Consider the following 15,691-nt stretch of genomic DNA (forward strand, 5'->3'; position numbering starts at 1 on the left):
CGCCGCGGCGGCGCGGCCATGAAAAATGCCGTCCACCGGTGACGGTGAACGGCATTGCTGGCCGGCCGGCAATGCGGCCAACCTTTGCCGGCGCGACGCCGGCTCAGACGTGCAGCAGCACCATCTTCAGCGGCGGCTGGCCGTCGAAGCTGGGGAAGTCGTCTTCCGGCGTAATCCACTCCGCATCGCGCACCGGGCGGCCGGCTTTTTCGGCGCTGCGCTTGAGCTGTGCCAGCCAGGCCTCGCGGTCCACCTGCGCCACATTGTTGCAGCAGATCAGCACGCCGCCGGGCGCGGTGGCCAGCAGCGCCGGCTTGAACAGCGCCGGGTAGTCGTTGATCAGGTCCACCACGCCGAACGGGCTCTTGGCGTAGCGCGGCGGGTCGAGGAACACCACGTCGAACTGGCGTGCTTCCAGCACCGGGAACGGCGGCATTTTCTTGCCGCGCACCACCTTGGGCTGGCCGATGCCGGCCAGCTGGCGCAGCGCGGCAAAGCAGTCGCTCTGCACGCAGCGCGGGCGGGTGGCCAGCGCGTTGAGCTTGGCGTTGGCGCGTGCCACCTGCAGGCTGGATTCGGCGAAGTCCACGTTCATCACGAAGCTGGCGCCGGCCTTGGCGGCGGCCACGCCCACGCCGCCGGTGTAGGCGAACAGGTTGAGCACGCTCTTGCCGGCGGCCAGCTGCATCACGCGGCGGCGGCCGGCGCGCAGGTCGAGGAACAGCCACGGGTCCTGGCCCTGGTGCCGCGCCTGGAAGTGGTAGTTCACCCCCAGCTCGCTGACGGTGCGCGGCAGCTGCGCCTGCTCCAGCTGTTCCGGCGGCAGGCGGTTGCCGATGCGCGAATTGGCGCCGCTGCGGTCGTTGTACACCGGCAGCAGGTCCAGCGGCGCGTAGTGCGCCACGATCGCCGCGTACTCGTCGTCGGACAGCGGGGTGTGGAAGGTCTGCAGCAGCAGCACATCGCCGTAGCGGTCGATGGTCAGGCCGGGGCGGCCTTCGGCGCTGCCGTGGAACAGGCGGTAGGCGGTGGTGTTTTCTGCCGCCAGGCGGGGCAGCAGCGCGGCGCGATGGCTATCGGCGGTCTGCAACAGTTCGGTGAGGGTGGACATGGCTTCTTTCCGGAAAAAAGGGCGGCCGGTAGCACAGGCTCCGGCCGGATGGCGGCATTGTACGCGTTTGCCCGCCGCCCTGCCGCTTATGCTGTCACCCCCCGCCGCGGCCAGGCACCGCACGATGCTGACGGCTGCGCCTGCCGCCGGGCCGTTGCGGCCAACGTTGGCCGCAGCGCTACAGCAGCAGCGCCAGCGCGATGGCCGCCGGCAGCGCCTGCACATACAGGATCTTGCGGCTGGCGGTGACGGCGCCGAACACCCCGGCCAGCAGCACGCAGCCGAGGAAGAACGGCGCGATGCCGGCCGGGCTGCCCGGCAGCAGGCTCCACAGCAGGCCGGCGGCCAGGAAGCCGTTGTACAACCCCTGGTTGGCGGCCAGCACGCGGCTGTCGGCGGCGAACTGCGGCGTCAGGCCGAAGGCGCGGCGCCCGGCCGGGCGTGTCCACAGCAGCATTTCCAGCACCAGGATATAGACGTGGATCAGCGCCACCACGGCGATGGCGATCATGGCTGCAACAGGCATGGCGAGACTCCGGCGGGGTTACTTGTAGACCGGCTGCGGCAGCAGCGCAAAATCGGCGCTGTGGCTCAGCTCGGCCAGCAGCGGCTGCAGTGCGGCCGGCGGCGGAATCAGCTTGCGCGCCGCCAGGCTCATCCAGGCGCCGGTGACCTCGTGGATGGCGGCCAGCTGGCCGTCCGGCTTGTACAGCTCGTGGCGGAAGGTCCAGCGGCCGTTGTCCGGGCTGGCGGCGGCCAGGCTCAGGCGGATGTCGATGCGCTCGCCGAGGTGGATTTCGCGGCGATATTCGGTACTCTCGCGGAACAGCACCGGGCCGAACGCCAGCGCCTGGAACTGCTGCGGGCCGAAGCCGGCCGCCTGCAGCCATTCGATGCGGCTGTGCGCGCACAGGTCGGCATAGGCGCTGTGGCGCAGGTGCTGGTTGGCGTCGATGTCCGCCCAGCGGATTTCCACCTGTTTGTGGAACACGGTCATGATGGGTGCTTCCAAAAAAGTACGATCGTGCTATTTTGCACGTAAACCCCGGCAAGGCAAGCAGCAATGAGTAAAAAAGCGGTTACCCGAGAGGCAATCCTGCAACAGGCGCTGGCGCTGGCCAGCCAGAGCGGCATTGCCGCGCTCACCATCGGCGAGCTGGCGGCGGCCAGCGGCATGTCGAAAAGCGGGCTGTTCGCCCACTTCGGCAGCAAGGAGGCGCTGCAGCTGGCGGTGGTGGAGGCGGCGCAGGCGCAGTTCGTCGCCGAAACGCTGCAGCCGGTGCTGGTGCTGCCGCGCGGGCTGGCGCGGCTGAACGCGCTGTTCGATGCCTGGGTCGGGCGGCTGGAGGGCGGGCGCTACCCCGGCGGCTGCCCGCTGCTGGCGGCCTGCTACGAGTTCGACGACCAGCCGGGCATGGTGCGCGAGGCGCTGCTGGCCGGCCAGGCGCGGCTGCGCGACTCGCTGCAGCGCATGCTGCAGGATGCCGCCGACAACGGCGAGCTGCCGGCGGGCAGCGATCCGGCGCTGCTGGCCTTCATGCTGTTCGGCCTGGTGCAAAGCGCACACCACGACCGCCAGCTGCTGGGGCGCGGCGACGGCGGCCAGCTGGCGCGGCGCGGCCTGGCGCTGCTGACCGCTCAGCGCAGCGTCTGACGCTGCCGCGCCTGGTGCAGCGGCACTTCCGCCTGCGCCACGATGCGCTGGATCTCGCCGCGCTGCCGCATGGCGCGCAGCACGCGGCTGATGCGCGGCAGCAGTGCGGCGTGGCGGCGGTGCAGGTAGTGGTACAGCGTCATGTGCAGCAGCGGCGGCGCCAGCAGGCGCAGCGGCCCGCCGTTGGCCGCATCGATGGCCAGCCAGGAATACTGGCTGAACAGCGCCACCTGGCAGCGGCCGGCGCGCAGCATCGCCAGCGACTGCAGATCGCTGTTGGCGGCAAAGCGCGTCAGGCCGGCGGTGTAGTCATCGGTGGGCTGGATGCCGCGGCGGATGCACAGGCTGTACGGCGCCAGGCTGGCGCGGCCGCTGATGGCGAAGCGTGGCCCGGTGGTCACCGCCGACACCTGCAGCTGCATGATGGCCACCGGCACCCGCAGCAGGTTGCGGTTGTCGCGCTCGATGTCGGGATAGCGCGCCACGTCGCCATCGGTGTCGCCGCCGTTGGCCGCCGCCAGCGCGCGGATGGCCGGCAGGTGTACCAGCTCGGGCTCGATGCCCAGCTGGCGGTAGGCCCGCTGCAGCACGCGGAAGGCGGTGTCGCCCACCGGCTCGTGGCTGATGGTGGATAGCCGCAGGATGCGCGGCGCGGCCGCCGTGGCGTGCGCGGCCAGTAGCAGCATCAGCAGCGCAAGCAGGCGCATGGGGGCACCGTGGCGGTGGCTCAGGGCAGCGGCGTGATCGCAGCGGCTAGCGTTCGCCGCCGCCGTACAGCCGCTGCGGCGTCACGGTGACGCTGCCCTGCTCGCTGGACAGCCACAGCGCGCCGTCCTGGATGGTGGCGGTGAGCTGCATATTGCGCTGGCACAGCGTGGTCAGCTCGGTCAGCGTGTCCGGCGCCACGCTCATGATGTTGAGGTGGTCGAAGCGGCTGGCCTTGCCGGCCATGCCGTCCCACCAGATGTCGGCGGCGCGGCCGCCGTAGCTGTAGATCCATACCGCCTCGGCGCGGCCGCACACCTGGCGCAGGCGCTTCTCGTCCGGCTCGCCCAGCTCGATCCACTGCTCCACTTCGTCGCCGTAGTTCTTGCGCCACAGGTCCGGCTCGTCGTCGGCGCTGATGCCCTTGCTGAACGCCAGCCGTTCGTCGGCGTGCAGCGCGAACACCGCCAGGCGCAGCATCATGCGCTCCAGGGTTTCCGACGGGTGCTGCGCCATTGTCAGGTTGTGGCTGGCGTAATAGCCGCGGTCCATGTCGGAGATGGCGAGGTCGGCTTTGTAAATGGTGGCTTTCAGGGCCATGGCGGGCTTTCGGCAAAGGCTGGGAAGGCCGGCAGTATAGACCCGCGGCCCGGCGACGGCACCTTTGCCGTGTCAACCGCCGCTGGCGGCCAACATGCGCGCGGCCAGCTGTTGCTGCCCGGCATCGCCGGCCTGCAGCGTGGCGATCACCGCGGCCACGTCTGCCGCGCTGCGGTTCTGGCTGAGCTTTTCCTTCACCTCCCAGCGGCTGACCCGCAGCCGGAAGCCGACGATGCCGCGCTGCATCGCCGCCAGCGCGGCGGCCGGCAGTTGCGCCGGCGACCAGCCATCGGCGCCTTCGAAGCGCGCCGCCAGCTGCGTCAGCAGCGAGCTCAGCTCGTCGCCGCTCACCGCTTCGGCCTGGCCGTGGGCATGCGCCACGCGGTAGTTCCAGGTCGGCACCATGCCGGCGCTCACGTACCAGCGCGGCGAGATGTAGTCGTGCTCGCCGTGAAAGATCGCGATGCTAGGCGCTTGCAGCAAGGCCTGGCTGTGGCCGTTGGCGGCGGCCAGGTGGCCGAGCAGGCAGTCCGGGTCGCTCGGGTCCGGCAGCAGCAGCAGGTGGCTGAGCCACGGCGTGTCCGGCTGCTGGGTGAGCAGGGTGGCAAACGGGAAATCATGGGCCAGGCTGCGGCCAACGTTGGCCGCAGCGGCAAAGGACGGGGGCTGGTAGAACGGCATGCATCGCTCCTGGGCGGACAAGGACATGGCGTGATGCTGCCGCACGGGTGGCTCCCTGGTAAGTGCCACTTTTCCGGCGGTAGGGGGAACCAATAAAAAAGCCAGCGCCGGCGGGTGCCGGGCTGGCCAAGGCGTGGGGAACGCGGAAAGAGAGGTCTTAGTCCACTTCGTCGAACGGCAGGCCGACGTAGTTCTCGGCGATGGTTTTGCGGCCGGCCGGCGAGCCGGTGTAGTAGTCGTAGTCGCTGCGCTGCATGCGCTGGTCGAAGGCATCGGCACCCGGGAAATCGTGCAGCAGCGTGGTCATGAACCAGGAGAAGCGCTCGGCCTTCCAGATGCGGCGCAGCGCCAGCTCGGAGTATTTCTCCAGCAGCTCGGTGCGGCCCTCGCGGTACACCTTCACCAGGATGCGGTACAGGTAGCACACGTCGGAGGCGGCCAGGTTCAGGCCCTTGGCGCCGGTGGGCGGTACGATGTGCGCGGCATCGCCGACCAGGAACAGCTTGCCGTACTGCATCGGCTCCACCACGTAGCTGCGCAGCGGCGCGATGCTCTTTTCCAGCGACGGGCCGGTGACCAGCTTGGCGGCCACGTCCTGCGGCAGGCGGGTCTTCAGTTCGTCCCAGAAGCGCTGGTCGGACCAGTCTTCCACCTTGTCGGTCAGCGGCACCTGCAGGTAGTAGCGGCTACGGGTGGCCGAGCGCTGGCTGCACAGCACGAAGCCGCGCTCGTGCTGCGCGTAGATCAGCTCGTGGTTCACCGGCGGGGTGTCGGCCAGCAGCCCCAGCCAGCCGAACGGGTAGACGCGCTCGTAGTGCTTCAGCACCTCGGCCGGGATGCTCTGCCGCGACACGCCGTGGAAGCCGTCGCAGCCGGCGATGTAGTCGCAATCGAGGCGCACGCTTTCGCCGTTGTGCTCGAAGGTGATGTAGGGCTGCTCGCCCTTCAGCTCGTGCGGCTGCACGTTGGCCGCCTGGTAGATGGTGACGGCGCCGCTGGCGGCGCGCGCTTCCATCAGGTCGCGGGTGACCTCGGTCTGGCCGTACACCACCACGGTGTCGCCGCCGGTCAGTGCCTTCAGGTCGATGCGGTCGCGCTTGCCGTTGTAGATCAGCTCGATGCCCTCGTGCACCAGGCCCTCGCGCTCCATGCGCTCGGCCACGCCGGCCTCGCGCAGCATGTTGACCATGCCCTGCTCCAGCACGCCGGCGCGGATGCGGCCCAGCACGTAATCCGGGGTCTGACGCTCTAGGATGATGTTGTCGATGCCGGCCTTGTGCAGCAGCTGGCCCAGCAGCAGGCCGGACGGCCCGGCGCCGATGATGGCGACCTTGGTTTTCATGTTCATGCTGACTCCTGTGTGTGTCCCGTTTTGTAGTGGCGCAGTTACGTGCCGCGCTGTGACAGTATTTTTCGACAGTCACCGCAGACAAAACAGGCAATATCGCGTACAAAAACAGGACTTTTGGAAACCAGCGGGAGCGTGAGATGCAGGCAGGACTGGCCGGGGTGCCGGTGTTCAAACTGTATGGCGAAGGCAGCGACTGGCCGACGGTGGACCTGCTGCATTGCGAGACCATCTCCAGCCGCAGCCAGCTGTACGGCTGGGAGATCGAGCGCCATCGCCACAGCGATCTGTGGCAGCTGCTGTACGTGCGCCGCGGCCCGGCCGAGCTGTATGTCGAGGGCCAGCACGTGCGGCAGGAGCAGCCGGCGATCCAGCTGGTGCCGGCGCTGTGCGTGCACGGCTTCCGCTTTCCTGCCGACATCGAGGGCTATGTGCTGACGCTGGCGGCGCCGCTGGTGAGCTGGCTGCAACAGGAGCTGGGGGTGTGCGCCAGCGTGCTGCAGCAGCCGCACTGCTACCCGGTGGCACATGGCGGCCGCTACCTGGACACGCTGTTCGCCGCCATCGCCGAGGAATACGCCAAGCCGGCGCCGGGGCGCGACGTGCTGCTGCGCTCGCTGGTGTGCGCGCTGCTGGTGTGGCTCAGCCGCCAGCTGCCGCAGGGCGAAGGCCCGGCGGCGCGCCCGGAGCGCGGCAGCCAGCACCTGCAGCGCTTTGGCGCGCTGCTGGAAAAACACTACCGCGAACACTGGGCGGTGAGCCGCTATGCGCACCAGCTGGGGGTGTCCACCGCCTACCTCAACGGCGTCTGCCGCCGCCAGACCGGGCAGAGCGCGCTGCAGCTGCTGCACCAGCGCCTGCTGCTGGAGGCCAAGCGGCTGCTGGTGTACACCACGCTGAACGTGAACCAGATCGCCGACCAGCTGGGCTTCTCCGAGCCGGCCTACTTCATCCGCTTCTTCAAGCGCCTCACCGGGCAGACGCCGCGCAGCCTGCGCCAATCCTAGCCAGCGCACCTGTCCGCTTGTGGTTTGTGCCCCTGCCTGCCGGCGGTTTACGCTTGCGCTATAAAAATAGCGGTAACGAGGGGAGCACTATGTGGCGCAAGGTCTTGCTGGCCTGGCTGGGGCTGCTGCCATGGGCGGCGCAGGCGGCGGAGGCGCCGCTGAGCGTGCATTTTTCCAATGCGGAATACGCGCCGCTGATCGGCGAGAAGCTGCGCTACGGCGGCATCATGAGCCGGCTGGTGAGCGAGGTGTTCCGCCGCGGCAACGTCAAGGTGCGCTACAGCTGGTACCCCAACAACCGCGCCATCCAGCTGGCGCGCAACGGCGACGTGGACGGCAGCGTGGGCTGGACGCCGAACGAGGACCGCCAGCGCGACCTGCTGTTCACCGACGAGATCCTGCCGTTCCGCATGGTGCTGTTCCAGCGCCGCGGCGAACGCTACCTGTGGCAGACGCTGGCCGACCTGTCGCGCTACCGCTTCGGCATCACCGCCGGCAATTTCTACTCCGACAGCTTCACCCAGCTGCAGGACAAGGGCGTGCTGCGGGTGGACGTGGTCGGCGACGACATCAGCAATCTGCGCAAGCTGGCCGCCGGCCGCATCGACCTGTTCCCGATGGAAAGCGAGGCCGGCATGCTGAGCACCCTGCTCTACCTCAGCCCCGGCCAGGCAGCGCGCATCGTGCCGCAGGAGCGCGCCTACTGGAGCACGCCGCTGTGCGTGGCGATCGCGCGCCAGCACCCGCGCGCGGCGGAACTGGCGGCGCGCTTCAACCGCGAACTGAAAAAGATGCGCGACAGCGGCGAATTCGCCGCCTTGCTGGCGCGCACCCGCCAGGAAGTGTATGCCGCGCTGGCGAACCGCCAGCGCTGATTCCCCGCCCCGCCGTGCGCACGGCATAATCGGCCTTTTGCGGGTGGAAGACACAGCGTGAGCAAATACGGCCAACTGGTGCAGGGCATCATCAGCGCGATTGAGCGCGGCGACTACCGCCGCGGCGACGCGCTGCCATCGCTGCGGCAGCTGGTGCAGCAGCACGCCGTCAGCCTCAACACCGCGCGCCGCGCCTACTACGAGCTGGAACGGCTGGGCTTCGCCGAGGCGCAGCCGCGGCGCGGCTACGTGGTGGCCGCCGGCGCCGGCAGTGCCGACGACCAGCTGATCGCGCCGCTGGGCGCGCCGTTCCCGCACCCGGCGCTGTACGACACCCGCGCGCTGAGCCACGCCTTCGTCGGCGCCATGCGCCACTACCATGAAGCGCTGGCCGAGCCGGCGCTGGCCGGGCTGCCGGCGCTGCGCCGCCAGCTGGCGCGCGAGGCGGCGACGGAAGGCTGGGAGCTGCATGCCGACGAGGTGCTGATCACCTGCGGCGGCATGGAGGCGCTGTCGCTGGCGATCGCCGCCGTCACCCACGGCGTGGTGCGGCCAACCCTGGCGGTGCTGCTACCGGCCTTTCCCGGCCTGCTGGGCTGGCTGGCCGAGCACGGCGTGGCGCTGCTGCCCTTGCAGCTGGCGGTCGATGGCAGTGTGGACTGCACCGCGCTGCAGGCGGCGCTGGCGCGCGGCGCGGTGCAGGGCATCGCGCTGATGTCGGCGTTCGCCCACCCGCACGGCCGCAGCCTGCCGGCCGCCACCCGCCAGCAGCTGCTGGCGCTGGCCGCGCAGTACGATGTCGCCATGATCGAAGACGATGCCTACCGCCAGCTGGGTTTTACCGAGCAGGCCCCGCTGCCGCTGCGCGCCGCCGACAGTGCCGGCCGCGTGCTGCTGTGCGGCACCTTTTCCAAGTCGCTGGCGCCGGGCTACCGCGTCGGCTGGTTGCTGCCCGGCCGCTACGCCGAGCTGGCGCGGCGGCTGAAAGTGGCGCAGACCCTGGCCAGTCCGCTGCCCAACCAGCTGGCGCTGGCCGAGCTGCTGGCCGGCGGCCGCCACCTGCCCGGCCTGCGCCGGCTGCGGCAGCAGCTGGCGCAGCGGGTGGGCGCGCTGGAGGCGGCATTGCGGCCAACGTTGCCGGCTGGTTGCGAGCTGCTGCCGGCGGAAGGCGGCTACTTCGTGTGGCTGGAACGGCTGCCGGCCGACTGCGTGGCACTGGCGGCCGAGGCGCAGCAGCACGGCATCCAGCTGGCGGCCGGCACCTTGTGCCAGCCGGGCGAGGCCGGCCGCCACGCGCTGCGGCTGAACGCCAGTTATTTCGATGCCGCCAGCCAGCAGCCGGCGCTGGACTGGCTGGCGCGCGCGCTGCGCCGCGGCGCTTAGGGCATCAGCAGCCGCGCGGCTTCGCGCACCTGCAGCCGCGGGTTGGCCGCATCCTGCAGCAGGAAGGTGACCTCGTGGCTGCCGCGCGCCAGCACATTCGGGTCTGCCGCCACGGTAACGATGAAGCTGCGTTCGCCGTCGGCCGGCACGTGCAGCGGCTCGGCCGGCTGCGCCGCCACCACGCCCTCGCCGCTCACCGCCAGCCGGTACTGCCGCGCGTCCGGCAGGGTGTTGAAGATGCGCACGGTGTAGGCGTTCTCGATATTGCCGTCCTGGGTTTCGCGCGCCATCACCGCGCGGTCGCGCAGGATGTCGACGCGGAACGGCTGCCGCAGCCACAGGCTGGTGAGCATCGCCAGCGTCACCGCGGCGATCAGCCCGCCGTACACCAGTGCCCGCGGCCGCTGCCACAGGGTCGGCCGCCGGCCCTGCTCCAGCGCGTGCTGGGTGGTGAGGCGGATCAGCCCGCGCGGTGCGGCCAACTTGTCCATCACCTCGTCGCAGGCGTCGGCGCACAGGCCGCAGCCGATGCACTCGTACTGCAGCCCGGCGCGGATGTCGATGCCGACCGGACACACCTGCACGCACAGGCCGCAATCGACGCAGTCGCCCTGGGTGGCAAGGTTGGCCGCCTCCTTGCGCCGCGCGCCGCGCGGTTCGCCGCGGGCGCTGTCGTAGGCCACCAGCAGGGTGTGGTCGTCGAACATCGCGCCCTGGAAGCGCGCATACGGGCACATGTGCTTGCACACCTGTTCGCGCAGGTGGCCGGCCAGCAGCCAGGTAAAGCCGGCGTAGCTCAGCGCGAACAGCGCCTCCCAGGTGCCGATGTGGCCGGCAGCCAGGTTGGCCGCCAGTTCGCGCAGCGGGGTGAAGTAGCCGACCAGGGTCAGGCCGGTCCACAGCGAAAACAGCAGCATCAGGCTCTGCGTGCCGCCCTTCTTCAGCAGCTTTTCCGCGCCCCACGGCGCGGCGTCCAGCTTGCGGCGCGCGTTGGGCGGGCCTTCCACCCAGCGCTCCAGCCACAGCATGATCTGGCTGTACACCGTTTGCGGACAGGAAAAGCCGCACCACAGCCGGCCGGCCAGCATGGTCCACAGGAACAGGCCCAGCGCGGCGATGATCAGGCTGCCGGCCAGGTAGATCAGGTCCTGCGGCAGCAGCGTCAGGCCGAACAGGTAGCCGCGCATGCTGGCGAAATCGAAGCGCACCGCCTGGCGGCCGCCCCATTGCAGCCACGGCAGGCCGAAGTACAGCAGCTGGGTGACGACGACGAAGGCGATGCGCCAGTTGTTGAAGTGGCCGCTGGTTAGCCGCGGGTAGACTTTGCTGGAAACGAAGTGAATGGGGATAACGGTGGCCATGATCTGCGCCCGGAGTGTTGACTGCCGCCGAGCTTAGGCAGCGCGGCACGGCAGTGACAGGCACAGATCGGCGGCAAATGGCGGACACAGCCCGGCGCAGGGCCGGCAGGTGGCCAGGGTTTGCGCTGACGCAAACTGCGGCGCTCCGGCGCGGGTGTGCGCTTGGCGCATGGCGGCCGTGCCCGGGCTGGCGGTGAGGCGCTGCGACCAACGTTGCCGCCGCTGCCGGGTGGCCGTGGCCACGGCGGCGAGCGCGACGCGGCGACGGCTGCTAGCGGAAGCGCTTAGCCGGCGCGCACCAGGTTGCGGCCTTCCTGCTTGGCCAGGTACAGCGCGGCGTCGGCGCGCGCCATCATCGGCGTGGCGGTGGCGTCGCCCGGATACAGCTCGCTGATGCCGATGCTGACGGTGAACTGCACCGGCTCGCCGCCCAGCGGGTTGTTCAGCTCCAGCGCGGCCACCGCTTCGCGCACCCGTTCCATCACCTGGCTGGCGCTGTAGCGGTCGGTATCCGGCAGCAGGATGGCGAACTCTTCGCCGCCCAGCCGGCCGCAGACATCCTCCAGCCGCACCGTGGTCTGGCAGCAGGCGGCAAAGCGGCGCAGCACCTCGTCGCCGAACGGGTGGCCGTAGCGGTCGTTCAGCTGCTTGAAGTGGTCCAGGTCCAGCATCGCCAGCGTCAGCGGCCGCTCCCAGCGATGGCTGCGGGCGATTTCCTCGCTGGTGCGCAGCATGAACTGGCGGCGGTTATACAGCCCGGTCAGTTCGTCGGTATTGGCCAGCCGCTGCAGTTCGGCCTGCAGCAGCTTGGCGTTGCTGATGTCGTGCTTGATCGCCACCATGTGCTGCACGCGGCCTTCCGGCGACAGCACCGGCGCCACCGATACGGTTTCCTGGTACGGCGTGCCGTCGCGGTGCTGGCTGGCCAGCTCGCCGCGCCAGGTCTCGCCGGCCTGCAGCGCCTGCAGCAGCTTGTCTTTCAGCTCCGGGTGCTCTCCCAGCAGCAGCGCGTCCAGCGTGGCGGTGCCTTGCACGTCGTTATTGCGGTAGCCGGTCATGCGCTCGAACGCCGGGTTGGCGTATTCCACCACGCCGCTGGCGTTGGCGATCACGATGGCTTCGGCGGCGTGGTCGATGGCCACGCTGCGGATCGCCAGCGCATCGGCCAGCTGGGTGTTGTGCAGGTAGCGGCGGATGCCGTAGCCCAGCAGCAGATTGAGCAGCAGCCAGGTCAGCAGGAACAGCCAGGTCTTGTTCCACCACGATTGCAGCAGGGTGCTCTTGTCCAGCCCGACGCTGACCAGCAGCGGCAGGTGCTCCACCTTGCGGGTGGAGTGCAGCCGGGTGCGGCCATCCAGCGGCGATACCAGCTCGTAGCTGTCTTCGCTGTCGCTGCCTTGCAGCAGCGCGCGGGCGTGGGGGTCGGCCAGTGGCGTGCTGGGCAGCGTGGACAGCGCCGGCAGGCGCGCCAGCAGCTGCTGGCGGCTGTCAGTAAAGCTCATGGCGTCGTAGCGGCCGCTGACCACGGTGCGGTCCAACAGCTGCTGGAAGTGGCTGGCGCGGATCACGGTGCCGATCAGGCCGATCACCCGGCCGTTCAGGCCGCGCACGCGCTGGGTGGCCACCACCACCGGCTCGCCGCTGGCGCCCTGGAAGCGCGGGCTGACAAAGCGGTCCTCGCGGGTGGGGGTCTGCATGGCGTTGCAGTAGCCGCCTTCGTTGGCATCGAAGCCGGGGGAAATCTTGAACGACAGCACCAGCCGGCAGCGGTTGTCCACCAGGATCATGTCGTAGGCCTGCGGCACGCCGCGCATGGCGCGCACCAGCCGGCTTTCCAGCGCGGTGCGCTCGGCGCCGTCGCGGATGGTGAAATCCTGCTCTTCCAGCTGCTCGGCCAGCATGTTCTGCAGCAGTTCCACCTCGCGGAAATCCTGCTGCATCCACTCGGCAAACAGCAGGCTGTCGATGCGCGCCTGGTTATAGCCCTGTTCCAGCGTGCTGCGGTAGGAGCTGAACAGCTCCATGCCGCCGACGAGCAGCAGCAGCAGGCTGATCACAATGCCGAAGGCGGTGATCTTCAGGCGTTGGCCGTGACCGCGGGCCGGTGGTTGGGGTGGGAGCATGGTTTGGCGTGCAAATGGCGATTCTTAAGCCATTCTGGCATGAAGATGGCGTGGCGGCATGGCTGGCGTTGGCTTTGACCCGCTGGCAGCGCAATTTATGCAACTGCAATGACAAGGTGTCGCTTTTGCCGATGCCGGCCGCCTCAGCGCGCCACCATCAGGCGCAGCCCCAGCGCGATGAACACCGTGCCGGCCAGGCGATCCAGCCACATGCCGCGCCGCGGCGAGGTGTTCAGCCAGCTGCCGGCATGGCCGGCAAAGTAGCCGAGGCTGGCAAACAGCAGTGCCGCCTGCAGGGTGAACAGCACGCCCAGCTGCAGGGTCTGCCAGCCGGCGCTGCCGCTGCTGCTGATGAATTGCGGCAAAAAAGCCAGGAAAAACAGAATTACCTTGGGATTGACGGCATTGGCGCACAAACCCTTGCCGAACAGGCGCCACAGCGACGGCACCGGCTCTGCCGGCTGGCCGCCCTGCAGCGTGCTGCCGGCGCTGTGCAGCGCCTGCCAGCCCAGCCACAGCAGATAGCCGCCACCCAGCAGCTTCAGGGCCTGCAGTGCCAGCGGCGAGGCGGCCAGCAGGGCGCCGATGCCCAGCGCCGCCAGCGCGGTATGGCTGAGGCAGCCCAGCGCACAGCCCAGCCCGAACACCATGCCGGCGCGGCGGCCGCGGGCGATGCCCAGGCTCAGCACCATCAGGTTGTCCGGGCCGGGCGACAGGGTGATCAGCACTGCAGCGGGCAGAAAGGCAAACAGCTGTTCCGGGCTAAGTAGCATGGGTGCTCCTGAGGTAAGTGACGGGTTTTGTGGCAAAAATCCGGCAACAGCCGTTAACGGCTGCTATCAAGAATAGGGCGCCAGCTTTGTGCCCGGAATGATCAGGCAGCGGCGCACGCCATCCAGCTCCGCCGCTGGCGGCAGGTTGGCCCACGCGGCAAAGCCGACATGCTGGCACAGTTTAATGCTTGAAGCATGGAGGCCAAAGAAGAGGCCACGCGGAGGTGTCCACGCCGTCGGCAGGCGCGCGCTCGATGGCCTCCTGCAGCAGGCGGTGGCCCAGGCCGCGACCGCGACAGTTCTCGTCTCGGTAAATGCTGACTTCCGCGGTGCCGTTATAGGCCGGGCGGCCGTAGAAATCGGACAGCCTGATCCAGCTCGGCATGGCCATCCTGCTGGCCACCCACAGCGGGCGACGCTGCGGATTGTGGGCGGCAAACCAGTCTTCGCGACTGGCAACCGATGCCGGCTCCAGGTCGGCGCTCAGCATGCGCCCGGCGATGGTGCTGTTGTCGATGGCCACAATGCCGGACAGGTCGGCACGGTGGCCAGGCGCAGGCTGATGGCGGGCATGGCGTTTTCCCGTGGCTGGATGAGCTGCTGCTGCGGCACACGCCATGCCGCATTGTGCATGGTCTGCTGCCGGCTTGGAAACCTGCTGCGTCGCGGGTTGGCGGCCGGGATTGGGGCTGGTTTTTCCGGGGCGGTTTAGTTGTGCTGCTGGATCGTGCTGGCGCCGCTGGTGCTGAATCGTAATATCTTTACGTTTTACATTTATTTATTACGTAAATATTCAACAAAAAACCCCGCGCTGCGGGGTTTGTCGTTTCTCGGGGCCGGTTCAGGCATCGCACCACACCAGGCGGTCGCGGCCGGCATGTTTGGCGCGGTACAGCCGCTGGTCGGCCTGCTCGAACAGTTGCGGCCAACTCTGGGCGCCGGCGGGCTGCAGGCTGGCCAGGCCGATGCTGGCGCTCAGGCTGCTGGCCGGTTCGTGCGCCAGCACCCGCACGCTGCGGATGTGCATCGCCAGCTTGCCGGCGACTTCGCGGCCGCCGGCGGTGTCGGTGTGCGGCAGCAGCAGGCAGAATTCTTCGCCGCCAATACGCCCGAACAGGTCGCTGCTGCGGGTGTGCTGCGCCACGATGGCGGCCATATTGCGCAAGGCGCTATCGCCGTGGCTATGTCCATAGCGGTCGTTGATGCGCTTGAAGTGGTCAAGATCGATCACCAGCAGGGCCAGGGTCTGGCCCTGGCGTGCATGCAGCGCGCACATGCGCCGCGCCTGCTCTTCGAAGCTGCGGCGGTTCAACAAGCCGGTCAGCGGGTCCTGGCTGGCCTGGCGCCGCAGGCTGCGCAGCTCGCGCTCCCGCCCCAGGCACAGGAAGCACAACGGCAACAACCAGGCGGCCAGCAGCAAAGGCAGGGCCAGGGCCGGGCCGAAGCGCAGTTGCAGCGCACCGTCCTGCATCGCCGCCAGCAGGTACAGCAGCTGGTAGCCGGCCAGTGCCGCCAGGCAGCCACCCGCCAATGTCTGCGCGGCAGGGCGCGGCCGCGGGCGCAGCAACTGCCAGGCCAGCTGCGCATTGATGCCGATGCCGAGCAACAGCGGCAGTGCCAGCGCCAAGGCCGGGCCGGCCGGCAGTAGCAGGCTGGCCAGCAGGGTGAACGCCAGCAGCGGCAGCCCGTGCGGCCACTGCAGCAACAGCGGCCGCGGCAGCTCGAGCAGGTGGCGGAACGCCGCCAGCAGCAGGCCGCCCTTGGCGAGCAGCAGCAGGTTGAGCAGTAGCGCCTGCTGGTTGGCGGACCAGGGCAGCGGCAGCAGGGTGCTGCCGAACAGCAGTGCGGAAGTCAGGCTGTAAGCCAGCCAGTAGTGCTGGGCGCGTTGCCCGGCGCCCGGCGCGCGCAGCAGCCACAGCAGGGGGCCGCACAGCAGGTGGCACAGCGCCAGGCAAAACATGAGCGTGGTGGAATCGAAGAAATCCATTGCTAATAAAGCGGTAACTATTTGATTTTTGTTATAAATGAGAAATATTACCACGCGGGGCGGAATAAATATGTGCAGCGCAC

The 15,691-nt window shown here is 69.1% G+C and carries 16 protein-coding genes; 4 read left to right on the forward strand and 12 right to left on the reverse strand.

The features are described 5' to 3' along the window. Positions 1-103: 103 nt before the first annotated feature. From ACFOLG_RS04925 to ACFOLG_RS04935, 3 genes are all read right to left on the reverse strand, one after another. Complete coding sequence (locus tag ACFOLG_RS04925) at positions 104-1,111, reverse strand: class I SAM-dependent rRNA methyltransferase (RefSeq protein WP_386089037.1); 1,008 nt, start codon at positions 1,109-1,111, stop codon at positions 104-106. Between the two features lie 178 nt (positions 1,112-1,289). Further along, entirely contained in the window at positions 1,290-1,637 is a 348-nt protein-coding gene (locus ACFOLG_RS04930) for a DUF1304 domain-containing protein (RefSeq protein ID WP_386089040.1), read from the reverse strand. An 18-nt stretch (positions 1,638-1,655) separates the two neighbouring features. Then, the gene (locus ACFOLG_RS04935) at positions 1,656-2,108 is read right to left on the reverse strand and encodes an acyl-CoA thioesterase (protein ID WP_386089043.1); all 453 of its coding nucleotides are present in this window, start codon (positions 2,106-2,108) and stop codon (positions 1,656-1,658) included. 66 nt (positions 2,109-2,174) lie between these two features. On the opposite strand from ACFOLG_RS04935, the gene ACFOLG_RS04940 reads away from it, so the two are divergent. After that, complete coding sequence (locus tag ACFOLG_RS04940; protein ID WP_386089046.1) at positions 2,175-2,765, forward strand: TetR/AcrR family transcriptional regulator; 591 nt, start codon at positions 2,175-2,177, stop codon at positions 2,763-2,765. On the opposite strand, the gene ACFOLG_RS04945 is transcribed toward ACFOLG_RS04940, so the two are convergent. The 4 genes from ACFOLG_RS04945 to pobA all read right to left on the reverse strand — a co-directional run bounded on the left by ACFOLG_RS04945 (position 2,750) and on the right by pobA (position 6,099). Further along, on the reverse strand, positions 2,750-3,472 hold the full coding sequence (locus ACFOLG_RS04945; protein ID WP_386089049.1) for a hypothetical protein: 723 nt from the start codon (positions 3,470-3,472) through the stop codon (positions 2,750-2,752). The two genes, ACFOLG_RS04940 and ACFOLG_RS04945, sit on opposite strands and share 16 nt — an antisense overlap. Before the next feature lie 46 nt (positions 3,473-3,518). After that, positions 3,519-4,070 carry a YaeQ family protein gene (locus ACFOLG_RS04950; RefSeq protein ID WP_386089052.1) on the reverse strand — a complete coding sequence of 184 codons (552 nt, stop codon included), beginning with the start codon at positions 4,068-4,070 and terminating at the stop codon, positions 3,519-3,521. A 72-nt stretch (positions 4,071-4,142) separates the two neighbouring features. Further along, complete coding sequence (locus ACFOLG_RS04955) at positions 4,143-4,751, reverse strand: FMN-binding negative transcriptional regulator (protein ID WP_386089055.1); 609 nt, start codon at positions 4,749-4,751, stop codon at positions 4,143-4,145. 157 nt (positions 4,752-4,908) lie between these two features. Further along, positions 4,909-6,099, reverse strand: coding sequence for a 4-hydroxybenzoate 3-monooxygenase (gene pobA, locus ACFOLG_RS04960; RefSeq protein WP_386089057.1), 1,191 nt, complete (start codon positions 6,097-6,099; stop codon positions 4,909-4,911). 140 nt (positions 6,100-6,239) lie between these two features. Here pobA and ACFOLG_RS04965 point away from each other — a divergent pair, with 140 nt between their 5' ends. The 3 genes from ACFOLG_RS04965 to ACFOLG_RS04975 all read left to right on the forward strand — a co-directional run bounded on the left by ACFOLG_RS04965 (position 6,240) and on the right by ACFOLG_RS04975 (position 9,364). Next, positions 6,240-7,106, forward strand: coding sequence for a helix-turn-helix domain-containing protein (locus ACFOLG_RS04965; protein ID WP_386089060.1), 867 nt, complete (start codon positions 6,240-6,242; stop codon positions 7,104-7,106). A gap of 89 nt (positions 7,107-7,195) precedes the next feature. Further along, positions 7,196-7,981 (forward strand): substrate-binding periplasmic protein, encoded by a 786-nt coding sequence (locus ACFOLG_RS04970; protein WP_386089063.1) that lies wholly within the window; start codon positions 7,196-7,198, stop codon positions 7,979-7,981. A gap of 57 nt (positions 7,982-8,038) precedes the next feature. Further along, positions 8,039-9,364, forward strand: coding sequence for an aminotransferase-like domain-containing protein (locus ACFOLG_RS04975; protein ID WP_386089066.1), 1,326 nt, complete (start codon positions 8,039-8,041; stop codon positions 9,362-9,364). Here the strand turns inward: ACFOLG_RS04975 and ccoG are convergent. From ccoG to ACFOLG_RS05000, 5 genes are all read right to left on the reverse strand, one after another. Beyond that, the gene (gene ccoG / locus ACFOLG_RS04980; protein ID WP_386089069.1) at positions 9,361-10,725 is read right to left on the reverse strand and encodes a cytochrome c oxidase accessory protein CcoG; all 1,365 of its coding nucleotides are present in this window, start codon (positions 10,723-10,725) and stop codon (positions 9,361-9,363) included. The genes ACFOLG_RS04975 and ccoG overlap by 4 nt on opposite strands. A gap of 284 nt (positions 10,726-11,009) precedes the next feature. Then, positions 11,010-12,848 carry a diguanylate cyclase gene (locus ACFOLG_RS04985; RefSeq protein WP_386089071.1) on the reverse strand — a complete coding sequence of 613 codons (1,839 nt, stop codon included), beginning with the start codon at positions 12,846-12,848 and terminating at the stop codon, positions 11,010-11,012. A 143-nt stretch (positions 12,849-12,991) separates the two neighbouring features. After that, complete coding sequence (locus tag ACFOLG_RS04990; RefSeq protein WP_386089073.1) at positions 12,992-13,621, reverse strand: LysE family translocator; 630 nt, start codon at positions 13,619-13,621, stop codon at positions 12,992-12,994. Between the two features lie 181 nt (positions 13,622-13,802). Continuing rightward, positions 13,803-14,144 carry a GNAT family N-acetyltransferase gene (locus ACFOLG_RS04995; protein ID WP_386089076.1) on the reverse strand — a complete coding sequence of 114 codons (342 nt, stop codon included), beginning with the start codon at positions 14,142-14,144 and terminating at the stop codon, positions 13,803-13,805. A gap of 318 nt (positions 14,145-14,462) precedes the next feature. Continuing rightward, positions 14,463-15,608 carry a GGDEF domain-containing protein gene (locus tag ACFOLG_RS05000; protein ID WP_386089080.1) on the reverse strand — a complete coding sequence of 382 codons (1,146 nt, stop codon included), beginning with the start codon at positions 15,606-15,608 and terminating at the stop codon, positions 14,463-14,465. Between the last annotated feature and the right edge of the window lie 83 nt (positions 15,609-15,691).

The sequence above is a fragment of the Vogesella facilis genome (assembly GCF_042648525.1).
GTDB classification, from domain to species: Bacteria; Pseudomonadota; Gammaproteobacteria; order Burkholderiales; family Chromobacteriaceae; genus Vogesella; species Vogesella facilis.